The sequence below is a fragment of the Flavobacterium sp. N502540 genome, assembly GCF_025947365.1.
Taxonomy (GTDB): domain Bacteria; phylum Bacteroidota; class Bacteroidia; order Flavobacteriales; family Flavobacteriaceae; genus Flavobacterium.
In genome coordinates, this window is the sequence record NZ_CP110012.1 from 19879 (window position 1) to 39896 (window position 20018).

General features: G+C 37.8%; 11 protein-coding genes, 9 tRNA genes and 3 rRNA genes. 10 read left to right on the plus strand and 13 right to left on the minus strand.

The features are described 5' to 3' along the window. Window positions 1-55 precede the first annotated feature (55 nt). The 8 genes from tsaD (at window position 56) to OLM58_RS00130 (ending at window position 7465) form a co-directional block, all read left to right on the plus strand. On the plus strand, window positions 56-1078 hold the full coding sequence (gene tsaD / locus OLM58_RS00095; RefSeq protein ID WP_264530696.1) for a tRNA (adenosine(37)-N6)-threonylcarbamoyltransferase complex transferase subunit TsaD: 1023 nt from the start codon (window positions 56-58) through the stop codon (window positions 1076-1078). A 2-nt stretch (window positions 1079-1080) separates the two neighbouring features. Further along, window positions 1081-1788: a 16S rRNA (uracil(1498)-N(3))-methyltransferase gene (locus OLM58_RS00100; protein ID WP_264530697.1), complete on the plus strand. Its 708-nt coding sequence runs from the start codon at window positions 1081-1083 to the stop codon at window positions 1786-1788. Window positions 1789-1950: 162 nt separating this feature from the next. Next, window positions 1951-2589 (plus strand): DUF4159 domain-containing protein, encoded by a 639-nt coding sequence (locus OLM58_RS00105; protein WP_264530698.1) that lies wholly within the window; start codon window positions 1951-1953, stop codon window positions 2587-2589. Window positions 2590-2599: 10 nt separating this feature from the next. After that, on the plus strand, window positions 2600-3097 hold the full coding sequence (locus OLM58_RS00110) for a TrmH family RNA methyltransferase (RefSeq protein ID WP_264530699.1): 498 nt from the start codon (window positions 2600-2602) through the stop codon (window positions 3095-3097). Window positions 3098-3555: 458 nt separating this feature from the next. Continuing rightward, window positions 3556-4506 carry a zinc metalloprotease gene (locus tag OLM58_RS00115; protein ID WP_264530700.1) on the plus strand — a complete coding sequence of 317 codons (951 nt, stop codon included), beginning with the start codon at window positions 3556-3558 and terminating at the stop codon, window positions 4504-4506. A gap of 114 nt (window positions 4507-4620) precedes the next feature. Continuing rightward, window positions 4621-5712: an AI-2E family transporter gene (locus tag OLM58_RS00120; RefSeq protein WP_264530701.1), complete on the plus strand. Its 1092-nt coding sequence runs from the start codon at window positions 4621-4623 to the stop codon at window positions 5710-5712. 2 nt (window positions 5713-5714) lie between these two features. Then, window positions 5715-6896: a class I SAM-dependent methyltransferase gene (locus OLM58_RS00125; protein ID WP_264530702.1), complete on the plus strand. Its 1182-nt coding sequence runs from the start codon at window positions 5715-5717 to the stop codon at window positions 6894-6896. Window positions 6897-6898: 2 nt separating this feature from the next. Continuing rightward, complete coding sequence (locus OLM58_RS00130; protein WP_264530703.1) at window positions 6899-7465, plus strand: hypothetical protein; 567 nt, start codon at window positions 6899-6901, stop codon at window positions 7463-7465. Here OLM58_RS00130 and OLM58_RS00135 read toward each other — a convergent pair whose 3' ends face one another. Continuing rightward, window positions 7466-8131: a M15 family metallopeptidase gene (locus tag OLM58_RS00135; protein WP_264530704.1), complete on the minus strand. Its 666-nt coding sequence runs from the start codon at window positions 8129-8131 to the stop codon at window positions 7466-7468. It abuts the gene before it with no gap. Between the two features lie 621 nt (window positions 8132-8752). On the opposite strand from OLM58_RS00135, the gene OLM58_RS00140 reads away from it, so the two are divergent. After that, a complete protein-coding gene (locus OLM58_RS00140) occupies window positions 8753-9490 on the plus strand; it encodes a hypothetical protein (protein WP_264530705.1) in 738 nt (245 codons plus the stop codon). Window positions 9491-9916: 426 nt separating this feature from the next. Further along, a complete protein-coding gene (locus tag OLM58_RS00145) occupies window positions 9917-11461 on the plus strand; it encodes a hypothetical protein (protein WP_264530706.1) in 1545 nt (514 codons plus the stop codon). A 575-nt stretch (window positions 11462-12036) separates the two neighbouring features. Here OLM58_RS00145 and OLM58_RS00150 read toward each other — a convergent pair. The 12 genes from OLM58_RS00150 to OLM58_RS00205 all read right to left on the minus strand — a co-directional run bounded on the left by OLM58_RS00150 (window position 12037) and on the right by OLM58_RS00205 (window position 18431). Then, a tRNA-Gly gene (locus OLM58_RS00150) sits at window positions 12037-12109 on the minus strand. 170 nt (window positions 12110-12279) lie between these two features. Continuing rightward, window positions 12280-12352, minus strand: a tRNA-Gly gene (locus OLM58_RS00155). Window positions 12353-12400: 48 nt separating this feature from the next. After that, window positions 12401-12473 (minus strand) — tRNA-Gly (locus OLM58_RS00160). A 48-nt stretch (window positions 12474-12521) separates the two neighbouring features. Beyond that, a tRNA-Gly gene (locus tag OLM58_RS00165) sits at window positions 12522-12594 on the minus strand. A 49-nt stretch (window positions 12595-12643) separates the two neighbouring features. Beyond that, window positions 12644-12717: transfer RNA gene (locus tag OLM58_RS00170), tRNA-Arg, on the minus strand. A gap of 164 nt (window positions 12718-12881) precedes the next feature. Continuing rightward, window positions 12882-12967, minus strand: a tRNA-Leu gene (locus tag OLM58_RS00175). Window positions 12968-12973: 6 nt separating this feature from the next. Beyond that, window positions 12974-13046 (minus strand) — tRNA-Phe (locus OLM58_RS00180). A gap of 76 nt (window positions 13047-13122) precedes the next feature. Next, window positions 13123-13232: ribosomal RNA gene (gene rrf, locus OLM58_RS00185) — 5S ribosomal RNA — on the minus strand. Between the two features lie 184 nt (window positions 13233-13416). Continuing rightward, a 23S ribosomal RNA gene (locus tag OLM58_RS00190) occupies window positions 13417-16297 on the minus strand. Window positions 16298-16492: 195 nt separating this feature from the next. Further along, window positions 16493-16566 (minus strand) — tRNA-Ala (locus OLM58_RS00195). 152 nt (window positions 16567-16718) lie between these two features. Beyond that, a tRNA-Ile gene (locus OLM58_RS00200) sits at window positions 16719-16792 on the minus strand. A gap of 125 nt (window positions 16793-16917) precedes the next feature. Further along, window positions 16918-18431: ribosomal RNA gene (locus OLM58_RS00205) — 16S ribosomal RNA — on the minus strand. Together the 16S, 23S and 5S rRNA genes with 9 tRNA genes alongside form the textbook arrangement of a ribosomal RNA operon. Between the last annotated feature and the right edge of the window lie 1587 nt (window positions 18432-20018).

Genomic DNA, 20018 nt, shown 5'->3' on the forward strand with positions numbered 1-20018 from the left:
AAAAGAAAATCAAATATTTGATTCGTCAAATATAATCCAAAAATCGTGCTTTTATATGCAAAATTCAGAGGTTTTTATTCTCGCCATCGAAAGTTCATGCGATGATACTGCTGCCGCGGTTCTACATAACGACAAAGTACTCTCAAATGTTGTGGCCAATCAGTTAATTCACAATCAATATGGAGGTGTAGTTCCTGAATTAGCTTCAAGAGCACACCAGCAAAATATTGTTCCGGTAATTGATGCCGCACTTCGTAAGGCAAATGTACAAAAAGATCAACTAACTGCTATCGCTTTTACGCAAGGTCCCGGCTTGATGGGGTCTTTATTAGTAGGCAGTTCTTTTAGTAAATCACTGTCGTTAGCGCTCAAAATTCCGCTAATTGCTGTAAATCATATGCATGCCCATATCTTAGCACATTTTATCGATGAAGAAGGGTTTGATAAACCAGAATTTCCTTTTCTGGCGCTCACCATTAGCGGAGGTCATACCCAAATCGTTAAAGTAAACGGTTTTTTTGATATGGAAATTATTGGAGAAACTACTGATGATGCTGTTGGTGAAGCTTTTGACAAGAGTGCCAAAATCCTTGGACTTCCTTATCCGGGCGGACCCCTGATCGACAAATATGCAAAATTAGGAAATCCAAAAGCCTTTACTTTTACCAAACCGAAAGTACCGGGACTTGACTTTAGTTTCTCCGGACTAAAAACGGCCATCTTGTATTTTATTCAAAAAAATAAACTTGAAAATCCGAATTTTATTGAAGAGAATCTGAATGATATTTGTGCTTCCATTCAACATACTATTATCGAAATTTTGATGGACAAATTGAAATTAGCGGTAAAAGAAACCGGAATCAAACAAATTGCGATTGGCGGAGGAGTTTCGGCTAATTCGGGCATCAGAACCCGATTGAAGGAAAGCGAAGGCAAATACGGATGGAAAACCTTCATTCCAAAATTTGAATATACCACTGACAATGCCGCCATGATAGGAATTGTGGGGTATCAAAAATATTTATCAAAGCGTTTCGAAACTTCAGCAGTAGTTTCAAAAGCGCGAATTCAATTTTAATTATGCAATTATTTTACAATCCTGATATCGACGAGTCTACAGAACGCTTTTCTTTTGACAAAGAAGAAAGCCGTCATATTATAAAAGTTCTACGCAAAAAAGATTCCGATATACTACATGTAACCAATGGTTCGGGTTTGTTGTTTGAAACGGAAATTACTTTAGCATCAGACAATAAATGTATAGTCGAAGTTATTTCGATCAAAAAATCGCCTGCTCCAAAATTCAGACTGCATTTAGCGGTTGCACCAACCAAAATGAACGATCGTTTTGAATGGTTTTTGGAAAAAGCTACGGAAATAGGAATTCAGGAAATTACCCCTGTTTTTTGTGATCGCTCGGAAAGAAAAGTAATTAATCCGGAGCGTTTTGAAAAGATTATTTTATCGGCAATGAAACAATCTAACGAAACCTATCTGCCTAAATTAAATGAAGCCATTTCGTTTAAAGAATTCATCAAACAAAAAAATGATGGCCTGCAATTGATAGCGCATTGTGAAGAAACCGATAAAAAATCTTTAAAAGAGGTTTTGAAGCCCAATGAAAGTGTGACCCTGCTTATTGGACCAGAAGGAGACTTTTCTGAAAAAGAAATTGCACTGGCGTTAGAACACCATTTTCAACCTGTTACTTTAGGAAATACCCGTTTACGAACGGAGACTGCTGCAGTTGTAGCTTGCCATAGTGTTGTGTTTTTTAATGAAAATTAAACTTGCTATCGTTTAACCGTTTATTTGTTTTGCTGTTTAACCGAAAATCAGAAATTGTTTAAATTTGCCACTTATAGTTATCCCCATAACGCATAACGCATAACGCATAACTCATAACTCATAACTCATAACTCATAACTGACACCCCACGACTCAAATAATATGAAAAAAGCATTTCTCTTGTTATTAATGGTTTCAATCTCTTCCTTTTCACAGGAAATTGCATTGCTAAAATATAGTGGTGGCGGTGATTGGTATGCCAATCCAACATCATTACCTAATTTAATAAAGTTTTGCAATGCTAACATCAATACGAGAATAAAAGCAAAACCATCGACGGTCGAACCGAGTAATCCGGATTTACTTTCCTATCCGTTTGTTCATATGACAGGACATGGAAATGTTATTTTTAGCGATGCTGATGTAAGTAATCTAAGAAATTATTTAAATGGTGGCGGCTTTCTGCATATTGACGACAACTACGGAATGGACCAATACATCCGAAAAGAAATTAAAAAAATATTTCCAAACAATAACTTAATCGAAATCCCCGCAAATCATCCCATATTCCAAAAACCTTTCCCGTTTCCAAATGGTCTGCCAAAAATCCACGAACACGACGGAACGCGTGCTCAGGCCTTTGGTATCTTTATCGAAAACAAATTGGTATTACTCTATACTTATGAGTGTGATCTAGGAGATGGCTGGGAAGATCCCGAAGTACACAACGACCCTGCTCCTGTTAGAGACAAAGCCTTAAAAATGGGCGCCAACATTATCAATTATATTTTTACCAATTAAATTTTAAAAAGTGCAGCTTACTCACGAAGAAAATCAATTTGAACGAAAAACATTTCCGATCACATTAGTTTGTGATCACATTTATTTTCAGCAAAATATTGGTTCTCTTTTTAGAATCAGTGAGGCATTTGGAGTGGAGAATATCATTTTTTTAGGAAAAGATATTCCATTAACACCCCGAAAAATCAACAAAACTTCACGAAGCACTCATCTTCACGTAGCCCATACGATAATTGAAGAAACGGCCGATCTGGCGGACTATCTGCTTCAGAATAATTTCGAAATTATAGCTTTAGAGATCGCAAGCAACAGCAAACCACTAAGAGAAGTTCTTATTCCTGACAATCAAAAAATTGCACTTTTAATTGGAAGTGAAATTAACGGAATCTCTGAAGAGCTTTTAAAAATTTCAAACCAAATTGTCCACATCAATATGTTTGGAAAAAACAGCAGTATGAATGTTGTACAAGCGGCAAGTATTGCCCTTTATGAAATTACTACTTTTTAAATTTTTCACATTTTAAAAATTAGGTATAAAACTTACTTTGATGTTAGTTTTGTTGTTTCTTTCGGATTTACTCCAAATGAAGAAACACCAGGAATTATTGTCTGGCATACAAGCCAGCAGTCGGATGGAATTTCATGGTTAATTTGACTCAAAATTACCATTAATTTAACAGTTATTCTTACGTATAAATACGTACTAAAATTTCACTTTGTAATATTTGTCAAAAAAATCTTCTATAAACAATAAAAATCGCCACAATAACATTCTCAAAAACAGCATTGTACGAATTTACTTCTTAATTATTTTTGTTATTTTTTTGTAAGAACTAGATTATACAAGGGATTGTAAAATTCTCACAAATAATATTATGTAAATTTTTTGTTACAATAATTTTTTTGTTATAAAATTGCATTATAATTAACCAAAACAAATTTTTTATAACAAAAACCCAAGTTATTATGAAAAAAATCATTGTTACTGCATTTACAGCATTAGTGCTGTTTTCTTGCCAAAACGACCAATCAGAATCTACGGATTCAAAAGCTGAAGCCGCTGCACACCGTGGATGTGCAAGTCAGGAAGTTTTAGAAGCTCAACTGAAAGCTGATCCTTCTTTAGCAATCAGAATGAACGAAATCAACGCTTTCACTGAAAATGCTATCCTTACAAAACGTCTTGTAAACGGTAAAATTGAAATTCCGGTCGTAGTTAATGTTCTTTACAGAACTGCAGCAGAAAACATTTCTAATGCGCAAATTCAAACACAAATTGATGTCTTAAATAAAGATTTCAATGCCTTAAATTCAGATTACAATAGTGTACCAGCTCTTTTTTCTGGTGTAAAAGCAAATGTTGGAATTACATTCGTTTTAGATCAGGTAATTAGAAAATCTACTACCAAAACTTCATGGGGAACAAGCGATGCCATGAAAAAAACAGCTCAAGGTGGTCTTGCGCCAACTTCTCCAACAACAAAATTAAACATGTGGTCTTGTACTATTGGAGGAGGTATTTTAGGTTATGCACAATTTCCTGGAGGAGCTGCAGCTACAGACGGAGTTGTTGTTGACCCTAAATATTTTGGTCTTTCGGGAGCTGCAAATGCACCGTTTAACTTAGGAAGAACAGCTACTCACGAAGTAGGACACTGGATGAACTTACGTCACATCTGGGGAGATGCTACTTGTGGAAGTGATTTAGTTTCAGATACTCCTACACACAACACAGCAAACTATGGTGTACCAGCTTATCCTCACTATAGCACTTGTTCAGGAACTCCTGTTGAAATGACAATGAACTACATGGATTACGTTGATGACAACGCTATGTATATGTTCTCTCAAGGGCAAAAAAGCAGAATGGCTGCGATATTTGTTACCGGAGGTCCAAGAGCTTCTTTTGGAATCTAATACAAAACAAGTATAAAAGACAAACTGAAAAGCGGGATGGCAACATCCCGCTTTTTTTTGTTTACTTCAAAATTTCAAAAGCTTTTTCCTATATTTATCACCTAAAACCGAATCATGATAACATCGAAAACAATATCTAACGGAATTTTGAGAGCTTTAACAACAATCCTGATTGTCGCGGCTGTCCTGTATTTTCTATACCAAATCCAGACTGTGATTGTCTATCTGTGCATTTCACTGTTATTGTGTTTAATCGCCAATCCGTTAATCCAATTTTTAAAGAATAAATTAAAGTTCAGTAACTCATTGGCCGCAACTACAGCGTTAATCTTATTTATACTTGCAATCGTCGGTTTTATTCTACTGTTTGTGCCATTAATCATTTCACAAGCCAATAATTTATCATTACTTGATACTCAAAATCTGCAACAGCAATTTCTCGAAACAGAACGCAGTATTGAAAATTATTTTAATATACAGCATCTGGATCTCAATAAGGTTTTAAAAGAATCCAAAATCACATCAATAATCGATTTCAGCTACTTTACTGGTTTCCTGAATTCCATTATTGGTTTCATGGCGAATATGGGAATGGGATTGGTATCTGTTTTTTTTATTACCTTTTTCTTTATCAAAGATCAGGACGCCTTTAAAATTAGTGCCCGAAAGATTCTTCCTGACACCAATGAAGACAAAATCTTAAATTCGATAACCAAAATAAACCATTTTCTGACCCGTTATTTTATTGGTCTGCTACTGCAGTTAACGGTTGTATTCATCCTGTATCTAGTTGTTTTAATGATTTTCGGAAATAAAAATGCCTTTGTTATTGCCTTTTTATGTGCCATTTTGAACATTATTCCATATATAGGTCCAATTATAGGAACCATATTGGCAGGACTTTTAACAATGATTAGTATGATCGGAAGTGATTTTCAATCAGAGATACTTCCTAAAACAATCTATGTACTTATAGGCTTTCTGTTGGTTCAGGCTATTGATAATAACATCAGTCAACCCATAATCTCATCAAAAAGCGTAAATTCGCACCCGTTGGAAATATTCCTGATTACCTTAATCAGTGGAATTACTTTTGGAATTGTTGGGATGATTATTGCCATTCCGGCATTTACTATGGTGAAAGTAATTTTAAAGGAATTTTTTCCTGACAACAAAATTGTCTCTGTATTAACCGAAAGAATTTAACATTGAATACTGCTATTTTAGACCCAAACATTCAGGAATTCATAACTCAAAATAGTGGTGTCCCGATTACAAAATTAGCGCTTCAGAAAAATCCATTTCCTGAATTAGACTGGATTATAATTTTAAATCAGATTGAAGCAAAATCGAAAGCAAAAGACAAATTGCCGACTTGGTTTGCTGCTGAAAATATTATTTATCCCTCTAAAATATCGGTTGAACAAACTTCATCCGAAAGAACTGCCGCTTACAAAGCATCTTTAATTTCCGGAGAAAGTTTAATTGATCTTACAGGAGGTTTTGGTGTGGATGATTACTATTTCTCTCAAAAATTCAAAAACATAGCACATTGCGAAATAAATAAAGATTTATCGGCAATTGTAAAACATAATTTCAAACAGCTTAAAGTCGAAAACTGTACTTTTTATGCCGATGATTCTACTTCAGTTTTAAATCAATCCAATAACAAATGGGATTGGATTTATATTGACCCGTCCCGTAGAAACGACGCTAAAGGTAAAGTTTTTATGTTGAAAGACTGCTTACCCAATGTTCCTGATTTGCTAAAATTTTACTTTGAGAAAACCGATTCCATTTTAATAAAAACGGCTCCGCTATTAGATCTTTCTGCAGGATTATCAGAACTACAATTTGTCAAAAACATTCATATTATCGCCCTTGAAAACGAAGTAAAAGAATTGCTTTTTGAGATTCATAAAAATTATTCCGGCGAAATCAATATAAAAACAGCCAATATTCTAAAAGATAAAATCGAGACTTTTGATTTTATTTTAGGAGATGATATTAGTTTTCCTTCTTACGAGCTTCCTCAAAAATACGCTTACGAGCCAAATTCGGCTATTATGAAATCAGGAGGATTCGATGAAGTAAGTACTATATTTAAGATCAACAAACTTCATAAACATTCTCATCTGTATACCTCAGAAACTTTAATCGAGTTTCCCGGACGACGTTTTGAAATCGAAAAAACAATCTCATACAGCAAAAATGAGATGAAAACTGAATTGGCCAATCAGCAGGCCAATATCACAACGCGAAACTTTCCGGACACGGTAGAAAACATCCGCAAAAAATGGAAAATAAAAAACGGCGGAAATTTGTATTGTTTTTTTACAACTGATAAAAATGATACCAAAATAGTTTTAATTTGCAGAAAAATAACTTAAAAATGAAACAACTAACTACACTAACCTTTTTTTTATTAACCTTAACCGCCTTTGCACAAAAACCATGTGAATACAGTGCGAATGTTACCGACTCTATAGGAACTTATAAAGTAACAAACGACTACATGATCAGCGAAAAATACTTTGGAGGTACTTTTGATTATGTCTTCTTCGCGCTGGCACAAACTGACGGTCTGCCGACCTTAAATTTGCAACTTATCCAAAAAAGTAAAGATTTTATAAAAGCCAACTGCTTTGACAAAAATTCAAAAGTTTTTTTACAATTAGAAAACGGGAAAATCGTAACATTAATTCATATTGATAAAGAAAGTTGTGGCACACTTATTCGTGACGAAAAAGGGTTCGATAATCGCGTTAATACAGGAATTTTTATGTTCATGAAAGAAGGTTTTGAAGAGCTCAAAAAATCCCCTGTTTCAATTATGCGAATAAAATATCTGACCAATATAGAAGATTACATAGTAAAAAGAGAATTAACCTCTGAACTGAATGGTAAAGTTTACCATCCGAATACTTACTTTATGGAAAACATAAGATGTGTTGAATAATTAATCGCATTTCCACTTTTGATTGGAGACTTTATCCTTTAAACCTGTCTTTAAATTATAATGCCACCACTCCGAGTCAAAAGAATTGAATCCGTTTTTGATCATCACTCTTTTTAAATATTTTCGATTTGCTTTGACTGACACTGGAAATTTTTTATAATTATGACTGGCCTCGATGCCAAAAAAGTCAAAATTAGTACCCATTTCCAACTCCTCTCCTTTAGCATTCACTAAAGTTATATCAACGGCTCCTCCTTTATTATGGATGGAGCCTTTTTTTGGATCTGCCACATACTCCGGATTCGATACAATCTCCCACATCTTTTTCTGAATAGATAAAGGCCTGTAACAGTCGAAAAGTTTTATTCTACAACCGTCCTTCATAAAATCATTATTTGCCGCTATCAAAGCTTTTACCGTTTTATAGCGCAACAAACATTCGGCACAATCGTAAACTTTAGCCTTCAAAAAATTATCTTCGGTCGCATATTTCATATCATAAACGAAATCGCTGCTGTACTCTTTCAAATTCACAAAAGTCGTATCGGCAATTTCTTCATTATCCTCAGATGAATAGGATTCATTTTGAGCATTTGAAGAAAGTCCATAAAAGAAAAGACAAAACAGAAATAGTAAAGTATGAGCGGAAGAAGAACTTAATTTCATGATATATATATATTGTAAGAAGTAAATATAAACAAAACCACGTAAGGTAATCCAATCAAACTTCTAAATCTCACCTGTCTGCATAATATTTTCCTTAGTCTCCTTGCCTTTTACCACTCTAAAAATTAACCTGACAGCATGATAAGACGGGCGTTTCAATTTTTCCAGAACAGGTATTGCCCGAAATTCTTATAACAAATTTAACAAAATTATAAAACATTAATATTCAATTATTTAAAACGTTTCTTTTCTTCAACATAAAAAAATGCCCGTCTCCTATTTATTCGATTAACTCAACAATTAACCTTTGTAGCGGTAAAAAAAATCAAAATTTAACTTACCATCCTTTAGAATAAAAAAAACGTAACTAAATATAAATCAGCCGATTTAATTTACAACTCGTTCCTTACTCTATAAATTAGTCTGCAATAATTTCCACTATTTTTTTTTAGCATCTTACATAAAATCTGTTCTAAACAGTACTACTTCCTATAATTTGCCATTTCTAAAAAAACATATTGGAAAGCTTAAAATCCTTATATTTACTTTTTACCTAGCCGAATAACACAATGAACACAATCGATTCCCCCTGTTATGCTAGTTCATAATTAAGCAGTCAAGATGGAGAAATATACAGCAGAAACCACACCCGTAACACTAGACGTACCTCTAGCATGGGATAATAAACTAAAAAAAGCCGATTTATTACCAGATCCCCAATCCCGTTTAGATTCTGTTTACATGAAAGAAAGACCTCTTTCTGATTCCAGCATTCCATTTAGAGATCAAACAGATATTTCCAGTAAGAAAAAAAGTATTAGCCAACTTATCGATAAACTCGATGTCGAAACCAATATTAGATATCAAAGGACAGTAGAAGATACCTACTGTAATGTTTACTCTTATGATTATTGCTATTTCAGCGGCGTTTATCTCCCAACTGTTTGGTGGACTGAAGAAGCACTCGAAAAAATAGTGCAGGGAAAGGAAGTGGAAGCTGTTTTTGAGCAAACCGTTGAACGCATTTACTCCAGTGCTATACACGATTGGTTTCTAAAATGGGGGCCTCAATTTGGTTGGGAAAGAATGTTTACTCCCGATGAAATTCAAAACAAAGTAAATACCAATGGTGGAATAGGAATAATTTGTGCCAAAAGAAGAGAAAAAGGACTATCTGGTCATATCGTTCCCGTTGTTCCTGAAACAAATTTAAATCTGGCCTATCGAGAGAATGGCGTAGTCCTATATCCCCTGCAATCACAGGCAGGAAAACTTAATTATAATTATTTTTCAGAAGTTAGAAAAGACTGGTGGAATGACGAATTATACTCCTCCTACGTGTTTTATTACCATGAATAAATAAAAAAAATACCTTCAATTCTTCGCATAACCAAACATTACTGATTTCCAGTATTTTAACTGTTTGGAAATAACATAATAAAGAACTACTTTCGCAACCTGAAAAAAACAGAAATCGCAAGAGTTGTAATTCGGCTACACGCTTACTTAAACAATTGATAAAAAGACAATTAACAAGAACAATAATTTTATACCCTCATTATAAAATTATTTAATCAATTTTTCAATCGATACAAGTACACAACTTCCCAGACGACTATTAATTCATACCTTTTTACAAACAAAACAAAGCTTTTTTAAGAGATGCAAACCATTTGGTCTTATCTGTTAAGAGATCTTACGACTCAGAATTTCAGTAGATGAACTTCTTATTTTAGCATAAAAATAAACACTTTAAAACAACCTTAAAAAAGAAAATTAGTATAAATGAAAGACAATCAGACAAAAAAATATTTTTGGGGAATTGGATTAGAAAACGAAACCTACATGCAATTTGAAGAATCCCTAATAGTTTCTGGTGAATTTATACAAAAAAAAATTGGGTTTGAAAAATACAGCATTGACTATCGAAAATGCTACAAACCAGAGAGTTTGGCACCAGTACTTAAAAAAGCTTTTGACACAAACGAGAACTATAAAGTGAGTAGAATGATGAACAGTCATTCGCTGGAAAAACTGGACATAAACTATCAGCACAAAACATTATCCCCTGTAAAATCATTGGTTCATACTGCCGAATCCGCTGAAGCAAATCCACAACCACTTGAAAATCCTGAATATCTTGGAAAATCTATTATGGAACTTTTCCTTGAAGATCAACCGTACAATATTCAAAGCATGATTACTCAAAGAAACAAAACTATGGGATCAGTTCATTTCGATGGTGATTCTATAGAATTTGTAACTAAATATTTTGAAAATCGAACAATAGCTGATTCATGCAAAGAATTAAAGGCAACCAAAAAGTTATTTCTTGATAAAATTAATGACTCAGCAATACTTAATGGTAAATTAAATTTTCCGGATTACAACAATGGCCTTAACATGTTTATGACCAACCAGGAAAATCTCGTTTTGTTTAACAACGGAACATATCATTTTCACATTACCTTACCCTCGCTAACAAAAGACAGCCGGATTCTCCATTATAGTGATTTTAATAGAACACATGCCAATGCTATTTATTTATTGCAATGGTTCGAGCCTTTTTTTATCGCCACCCTTGGAAGTCCAGATATTATGGGAGTGATTAGCAACACCTATAGCTTAGACAAGAAATTTACTCTAGGTTCTATGAGAAATGCCATGTCACGCTACATCGGTGTAGGAACTTTTAATAAAGCAATGCCTAAAGGCAAAATTCTAACCTATAAAGTGGATGACTTTAGAAAATTGCTAAAATTCAAAAAAGAAGATAATATTTGGTGGCGCGATCAGATTGAGACAGAAATGGAATACGAATTACTTTCTGAAGTGGGTCTGGATTTTAATCAGGAGAAAATGTATCAAAGCGGTTTTGAATTCAGAAGTTTTGACGAATTTCCGGCAGAATACTTAAATGATGTTCTTTTTTCGATTATTCTAATTTGCGAACATTCCTTAAATCTGCCTGACGTTCAATGGGGACACGATAGTGAGGTTTGGAACAATTTAGTATTCAAAACCTTAAAAACTGGTTATCTCACTGAAATCAATGAGACTGAAAAGGACACAATCCTAAACTTATTACAATTGCTAAATCCATCAGATAGTAATTATAATGAACTAAAATCCGAATTTGAAGGCATTGTTATGCTGGATCAGTTTTTCTTTAAGATTTTAGCTGTTTTACACGATAAATACAAAGACAATAACGTCTGCTTGGATCTTATGTACGGAAAAAAAACAAGTTCACCTCCAAAATGGAATAACTTTAATAAATATCAAACCGAAAAACATCTACAACAAATAGGAGTGTTTATTGAGAATTAAAAGAAGCATTCTTAAAAAAATATCAAACTTTATACAACTTTTGCTTTTGTATAAAGTTTGATATTTTTTTAGCTATAAGATTCGATATGTTAGTCAACAATTATTGATTTCATAAAAGAATATCCTTTAAAACCTTTAGTTATTCTATTTCCAAACAAAGTAGAATCATTCATCCTATCTAAACCCTTTTTTACTTCTCCTGGTCTATTCTTGATTCGATTATTGCCAAGTGGCTTAATCTGCAAGATTAACACTTTCACTATCTCTTGCTGCTCACTTCAAGAATTATTTACTTTGTTACAATGACTGAAACCATTACTAATGTTTATCTCCACATAGCTTAGTTTTTCAAAATTACCAGCTTTTAAATCTGATCCATTTTTTGTATCGATCCTGAACCATATAGTTGAAACTGATATAAACAAAAAAGTCACTCGGTAAGAATGGCTTTTTGTGAACGCAGAAGGATTCGAACCTTCGACCGTCCCGATTGGAAATCGGGGTGCTCTGTTCTGCTGAGCTGCTTTAATAAAACCGCTTAAAACACAAAAGCCACTCGTTTGGAGTGGCTTTTGTGAACGCAGAAGGATTCGAACCTTCGACCGTCCCGATTGGAAATCGGGATGTTCTATCCCGCTGAGCTGCGTTAATAAAACCACTTAAAACAAAAAAGCCACTCAATTTGAGTGGCTTTTTGTTAACGCAGAAGAATTCGAACCTTCGATCGTCCCGATTAAAAACCGGGGTGCTCTGTTCTGCTGAGCTGCTTTAATAAAACCACTTAAAACAAAAAAGCCACTCGTTTAGAGTGGCTTTTGTGAACGCAGAAGGATTCGAACCTTCGACCGTCCCGATTGGAAATCGGGATGTTCTATCCCGCTGAGCTGCGTTAATAAAACCACTTAAAACAAAAAAGCCACTCGTTTAGAGTGGCTTTTGTGAACGCAGAAGGATTCGAACCTTCGACCGTCCCGATTGGAAATCGGGATGTTCTATCCCGCTGAGCTGCGTTAATAAAACCACTTAAAACAAAAAAGCCACTCGTTTAGAGTGGCTTTTGTGAACGCAGAAGGATTCGAACCTTCGACCGTCCCGATTGGAAATCGGGATGTTCTATCCCGCTGAGCTGCGTTAATAAAACCACTTAAAACAAAAAAGCCACTCAAATTGAGTGGCTTTTTGTGAACGCAGAAGGATTCGAACCTTCGACCGCCTGCTTAGAAGGCAGGTGCTCTATCCAGCTGAGCTATGCGTCCATTATTTTCTAATTATCAAAGTCTTATACAACTTTAAACTAACTAAATTCATATTTTTTCGATTAAAACAATGCCTTTATTATAAAGTTCACTACGAATGATCAGCATTCTTCACTTCTATTCGTAAAAAAACTTCAACTAGTAAAACCAGTTGAAGTTTTTAGTACTCAGAGCGGGACTTGAACCCGCACGAACATTGCTGTTCACTGGATTTTAAGTCCAGCGTGTCTACCAATTTCACCATCCGAGCATTATGTGGTACCTCCAGGGATCGAACCAGGGACACATGGATTTTCAGTCCATTGCTCTACCATCTGAGCTAAGGTACCATTTTTTGTTTAAACTTTCACTTAAACAAAAATTAGAATAAAAAACCCCGTTTTATTACGAACAGGGTTCTTAAAAGAAAGGCGACGACATACTCTCCCACATAACTGCAGTACCATCTGCGCAGGCGGGCTTAACTTCTCTGTTCGGGATGGGAAGAGGTGAGCCCCGCCGCAATAACCACCTTAAGGTTTTTAGTCTAAAGTCACAAGTCTTAAAGTTTTAAAGTCTTTCAACTTTATGACTTTAATCTTTCGACTTAAAGACTGCTCGCGTCGAGCTAATATTTTAACATACTGAGATAAAGAAACAAATAAGTTTTTTTGTTAAGAAAGTTTCCTCCCTCTCGTCTGGGACGAGAGGGAAAAGGGTGTACATAAGCTTACGGATTATTAGTACTACTCGACTATGACATTACTGCCTTTACATCTATAGCCTATCAACGTGGTCATCTTCCACGATCCTTAAAAGAAATCTCATCTTGTGGTGGGTTTCGCGCTTATATGCTTTCAGCGCTTATCCCTTCCAAACGTAGCTACTCTGCGGTGCCCCTGGCGGGACAACAGATACACTAGAGGTTTGTCCAATTCGGTCCTCTCGTACTAGAATCAGATCCACTCAAATTTCTAACGCCCACAGTAGATAGAGACCGAACTGTCTCACGACGTTCTGAACCCAGCTCGCGTGCCACTTTAATGGGCGAACAGCCCAACCCTTGGGACCTTCTCCAGCCCCAGGATGTGACGAGCCGACATCGAGGTGCCAAACCCCCCCGTCGATATGAGCTCTTGGGGGAGATCAGCCTGTTATCCCCGGCGTACCTTTTATCCTTTGAGCGATGGCCCTTCCATGCGGAACCACCGGATCACTATGCTCTACTTTCGTACCTGATCGACCTGTATGTCTCTCAGTCAAGCTCCCTTATGCCATTGCACTCTACGCACGGTTACCAAGCGTACTGAGGGAACCTTTAGAAGCCTCCGTTACTCTTTTGGAGGCGACCACCCCAGTCAAACTACCCACCAAGCACTGTCCTCTTCATCGAAGAGTTAGGCCTCAGATAAACAAAGGGTTGTATTTCAACAATGACTCCACAACGCCTGGCGACGCCACTTCAAAGTCTCCAACCTATCCTACACATCATTTATCCAAGGTCAATACTAAGCTATAGTAAAGGTGCACAGGGTCTTTTCGTCCCACTGCGGGTAAACGGCATCTTCACCGTTACTACAATTTCACCGAGCTCATGGCTGAGACAGTGTCCAGATCGTTACACCATTCGTGCAGGTCGGAACTTACCCGACAAGGAATTTCGCTACCTTAGGACCGTTATAGTTACGGCCGCCGTTTACTGGGGCTTCAATTCAATGCTTCTCCGAAGATAACATCTCCTCTTAACCTTCCAGCACCGGGCAGGTGTCAGGCCCTATACTTCATCTTACGATTTTGCAGAGCCCTGTGTTTTTGATAAACAGTCGCCTGGACCTCTTCACTGCGGCCCCCATTGCTGGGGGCGACCTTTCTCCCGAAGTTACAGGTCTATTTTGCCTAATTCCTTAGCCATGAATCTCTCGAGCACCTTAGGATTCTCTCCTCAACTACCTGTGTCGGTTTACGGTACTGGTACTAATTACCTGAAGTTTAGAGGTTTTTCTTGGAAGCCCTTAGGCGCACTATCTCTTTGTCCGAAGACTCCGAGTACTATCGTATTTCACCATTCTCTACGGATTTGCCTATAGAGAATATAGCTAGGTACTTCAACGAACTATTCCGTCAGTTCGCGGCGCTTTCATCACTCCGTCACCCCATCACAGTAATTAGTAGTACGGGAATATTAACCCGTTGGCCATCGACTGTCCCTTTCGGGTTCGCCTTAGGACCAGACTAACCCACAGCTGATTAGCATAGCTGTGGAAACCTTAGTTTTTCGGTGTGCGGGTTTCTCGCCCGCATTATCGTTACTTATGCCTACATTTTCTTTTCCAGCCAGTCCAGCATACCTTACGATACACCTTCAACCCTGCTGGAATGCTCCCCTACCACTTTGTATTACTACAAAATCCATAGCTTCGGTAATATGCTTATGCCCGATTATTATCCATGCTCGTCCGCTCGACTAGTGAGCTGTTACGCACTCTTTAAATGAATGGCTGCTTCCAAGCCAACATCCTAGCTGTCTGGGCAGACAAACCTCGTTCTTTCAACTTAGCATATATTTGGGGACCTTAGCTGATGGTCTGGGTTCTTTCCCTCTCGGACTTGGACCTTAGCACCCAAGCCCTCACTGTTATCAATCATTATATAGCATTCGGAGTTTGTCAGGAATTGGTAGGCGGTGAAGCCCCCGCATCCAATCAGTAGCTCTACCTCTATATAACTAAAATAACGCTGCACCTAAATGCATTTCGGGGAGTACGAGCTATTTCCGAGTTTGATTGGCCTTTCACCCCTACCCACAGGTCATCCGAAGACTTTTCAACGTCAACCGGTTCGGACCTCCACACTGTGTTACCAGCGCTTCATCCTGCCCATGGGTAGATCACACGGTTTCGCGTCTAACACTACTGACTAAAGCGCCCTATTCAGACTCGCTTTCGCTACGGATCCGTGACTTAATCACTTAACCTTGCCAGCAACGTTAACTCGTAGGCTCATTATGCAAAAGGCACGCCGTCACCCCACTTAAGGGCTCCGACCGCTTGTAAGCGTATGGTTTCAGGATCTATTTCACTCCGTTATTCACGGTTCTTTTCACCTTTCCCTCACGGTACTGGTTCACTATCGGTCTCTCAGGAGTATTTAGCCTTAGCGGATGGTCCCGCCAAATTCAGACAGGGTTTCACGTGCCCCGCCCTACTCAGGATACCACTATCTATTATACTTGTTACCCATACGAGGCTATCACTCTCTGTGGCTCGACTTTCCAGTCGATTCCGGTTCCTTGTACATAAAATATCGTGGTCCTACAACCCCAACATTGCCGTAACAACATTGGTTTGGGCTAATCCGCGTTCGCTCGCCACTACTTACGGAATCACTTTTGTTTTCTTCTCCTCCGCCTACTTAGATGTTTCAGTTCAGCGGGTTTGCCCACCTATCGGTGTACTATGTCTTCAACATAGTGGGTTGCCCCATTCGGATATCTACGGATCAATCGATGTGTGCTCGTCCCCGTAGCTTTTCGCAGCTTATCACGTCCTTCTTCGCCTCTGAGAGCCTAGGCATCCCCCATACGCCCTTATTTTGCTTATTGTACCAATCTTGTTAATTAAAACAAGACCGTTTTTTTTTGTCTTTTATTATTGCTAATAAAAAACGCTTTCTACTTTCTTATTATTTTCTTATCTCAATATGTCAATGAACTTTTATCAATTAGATAATACAGTAATTAGTCAATTTGATAATTAATTATCTCATATTCTAATTGGCTAATTATCTAATTAACCAGTGGAGAATAACGGAGTCGAACCGTTGACCTCCTGCGTGCAAGGCAGGCGCTCTAGCCAGCTGAGCTAATCCCCCATTTCTTTAGTGATGAGTTATTAGTTATGAGTTATGCTCATAAGCTCTCAACCTCTAAAATTTCCTTGTAAATTAAGCTTTCAGTCTTTCTTAGTTGATCTTTCTTTTTATAACTTATAATTTATAACTCATAATTCAAAACTCTAAAAAAGTAGTCCCGGGCAGACTCGAACTGCCGACCCCTACATTATCAGTGTAGTACTCTAACCAGCTGAGCTACGAGACTCTGTTTTTACTTAATTCTTTCATTTTTTTAAATTAACAGCAAGAGTAATACAATCTCCAATTCAGAGACCCATAAATAATCATCTTTTTTCCTTAACGTGCACTAGGCTAACATCAAGGCTCTAGAAAGGAGGTGTTCCAGCCGCACCTTCCGGTACGGCTACCTTGTTACGACTTAGCCCTAGTTACCAGTTTTACCCTAGGCAGCTCCTTGCGGTCACCGACTTCAGGCACCCCCAGCTTCCATGGCTTGACGGGCGGTGTGTACAAGGCCCGGGAACGTATTCACCGGATCATGGCTGATATCCGATTACTAGCGATTCCAGCTTCACGGAGTCGAGTTGCAGACTCCGATCCGAACTGTGACCGGTTTTATAGATTCGCTCCTGGTCGCCCAGTGGCTGCTCTCTGTACCGGCCATTGTAGCACGTGTGTAGCCCAAGGCGTAAGGGCCGTGATGATTTGACGTCATCCCCACCTTCCTCACAGTTTGCACTGGCAGTCTTGTTAGAGTTCCCGACATGACTCGCTGGCAACTAACAACAGGGGTTGCGCTCGTTATAGGACTTAACCTGACACCTCACGGCACGAGCTGACGACAACCATGCAGCACCTTGTAATTTGTCTTGCGAAAGATCTGTTTCCAAATCGGTCAAACTACATTTAAGCCTTGGTAAGGTTCCTCGCGTATCATCGAATTAAACCACATGCTCCACCGCTTGTGCGGGCCCCCGTCAATTCCTTTGAGTTTCATTCTTGCGAACGTACTCCCCAGGTGGGATACTTATCACTTTCGCTTAGCCACTGAACTTGCGCCCAACAGCTAGTATCCATCGTTTACGGCGTGGACTACCAGGGTATCTAATCCTGTTCGCTACCCACGCTTTCGTCCATCAGCGTCAATCCATTAGTAGTAACCTGCCTTCGCAATTGGTATTCCATGTAATCTCTAAGCATTTCACCGCTACACTACATATTCTAGTTACTTCCTAATAATTCAAGTTTAGCAGTATCAATGGCCGTTCCACCGTTGAGCGATGGGCTTTCACCACTGACTTACTAAACCGCCTACGGACCCTTTAAACCCAATGATTCCGGATAACGCTTGGATCCTCCGTATTACCGCGGCTGCTGGCACGGAGTTAGCCGATCCTTATTCTTACGATACCGTCAAATCTCTACACGTAGAGGTGTTTCTTCTCGTACAAAAGCAGTTTACAATCCATAGGACCGTCATCCTGCACGCGGCATGGCTGGATCAGGCTTGCGCCCATTGTCCAATATTCCTCACTGCTGCCTCCCGTAGGAGTCTGGTCCGTGTCTCAGTACCAGTGTGGGGGATCTCCCTCTCAGGACCCCTACCCATCGTAGCCTTGGTAAGCCGTTACCTTACCAACTAGCTAATGGGACGCATGCTCATCTTTTACCGTTGTGACTTTAATAGTATCTCGATGCCGAGTCACTATACTATGAGGTATTAATCCAAATTTCTCTGGGCTATCCCTCTGTAAAAGGTAGATTGCATACGCGTTACGCACCCGTGCGCCGGTCTCTATATCCGAAGACATATACCCCTCGACTTGCATGTGTTAAGCCTGCCGCTAGCGTTCATCCTGAGCCAGGATCAAACTCTTCATCGTATATTTTTTATATTATATTGCGATGAATATCTATCGGTTCTTTTCGAATCTTACGACTCTATTACTCTTATTCTTTTGTTCCGATTTTCATCGAAACGGCTGTCAATTCAATATGTCTACGAACGTATTCTTTTTTCTTAATCTCGCTTGTTTCTCAAAGCGGGTGCAAAAGTAGAAAACTTATTTCTAATCGGCAAGAGTTTTTTGAAGTTTTTTTCTAGAAAATTTCTTTTCGTTTTTAACTTCTCCTTACCAATCTTTCAATGAACTTCCCTTGTTTTGCGGGGTGCAAACTTAAAACTTTCTTTCTTTACTCACAAGCTTTTTTTTAATCTTTTTTGAAAATAAATTTTCGTTTTGATTCGTTTTGCTTATCAGTATTTCTGTGAACGTTTATCGCTGTTGCGGGTGCAAAAGTAGTCACTTTATCCGCTTTCACAAGCTTTTTCTAAACTTATTTTTAATCTTTTTTAAAACTTTTTCTTAACACTCTGACAACACCTCTTTTACAAATCAAACTATTTTAAACTTTGAAGGATTTTTCTTAAGCAAATCAGATTCAATACCACACCTGCCTTTAAAACATTCCTATTTTACCACTCTCTCAAAGATGCAAAGGCGTGAAGTTTTTACTTTATGACCGATCTTTCCTTTGAAAACCCATGCCCTAGCCCCGATAGTAGTGGAAATCCTTTTGATTTTTCCTTTAAAAAGCAAAAGATTGCAGCGGATAGCGGGATAAAGCTTCGACTTCGCTCAGCTGGACAGAAAAACTGCTCTTATATATAGTATAGAATCTCAAATTCCAAACCTGAAAGCTTCGACTTCGCTCAGCCGGACAGAAGCTACTTTTCCTGTATTTTCGCTTAGCTGGACAGAATCACTCCTTAATATATAGGTAGTAAAAAACAAACCCGACAGGTTTATAAAAACCTATCGGGTTGCAAACCATATAGACACAATAAACAAATCTACTCTTATACACAATCATTCAATCCACATCACCCAATCCCCTTAATCAATACCCAAACCCCACCCCAATAACAAATAACTTAAAACAAAAAAAGCCACTCTTTTTTGAGCAACTTTTCACAAACACTAAAGAATCAAAATTCTCCACTAACTTAAATTTTAAAAAAACCAAACACTCCAACCCTACCGCCAACTACAAACAGCCCAAAAACAAAAAAGCCACTCAATTTGAGTGGCTTTTTTGTGAACGCAGAAGGATTCGAACCTTCAACCGTCCCGATTGGAAATCGGGATACTCTATCCAGCTGAACTACGCTACAAAAAACCAATCCAACACAAAACAAAAAAACCACTCAAATTGAGTGGCTTTTTGCGAACGCAGAAGAATTCGAACCTTCGACCGTCCCAATTAAAAATCAGGATACTCTATCCAGCTGAGCTACGCTACGAAAAACCAATCCAACACATAACAAAAAAGCCACTCAAATTGAGCGGCTTTTTTTTTGTGAACACAGAAGGATTCGAACCTTCGATCGTCCCGATTAGAAATCGGAATACTCTATCCAGCTGAACTACACTACGAAAAACCAATCCAACACAAAACAAAAAAGCCAC

Coding starts and splice junctions, on each gene's coding strand:
- tsaD (WP_264530696.1), top strand. CDS start 56: ATGCAAAATTCAGAGGTTTTTATTCTCGCCATCGAAAGTTCATGCGAT.
- OLM58_RS00100 (WP_264530697.1), top strand. CDS start 1,081: ATGCAATTATTTTACAATCCTGATATCGACGAGTCTACAGAACGCTTT.
- OLM58_RS00105 (WP_264530698.1), top strand. CDS start 1,951: ATGAAAAAAGCATTTCTCTTGTTATTAATGGTTTCAATCTCTTCCTTT.
- OLM58_RS00115 (WP_264530700.1), top strand. CDS start 3,556: ATGAAAAAAATCATTGTTACTGCATTTACAGCATTAGTGCTGTTTTCT.
- OLM58_RS00120 (WP_264530701.1), top strand. CDS start 4,621: ATGATAACATCGAAAACAATATCTAACGGAATTTTGAGAGCTTTAACA.
- OLM58_RS00130 (WP_264530703.1), top strand. CDS start 6,899: ATGAAACAACTAACTACACTAACCTTTTTTTTATTAACCTTAACCGCC.
- OLM58_RS00135 (WP_264530704.1), bottom strand. CDS start 8,131: ATGAAATTAAGTTCTTCTTCCGCTCATACTTTACTATTTCTGTTTTGT.
- OLM58_RS00140 (WP_264530705.1), top strand. CDS start 8,753: ATGGAGAAATATACAGCAGAAACCACACCCGTAACACTAGACGTACCT.
- OLM58_RS00145 (WP_264530706.1), top strand. CDS start 9,917: ATGAAAGACAATCAGACAAAAAAATATTTTTGGGGAATTGGATTAGAA.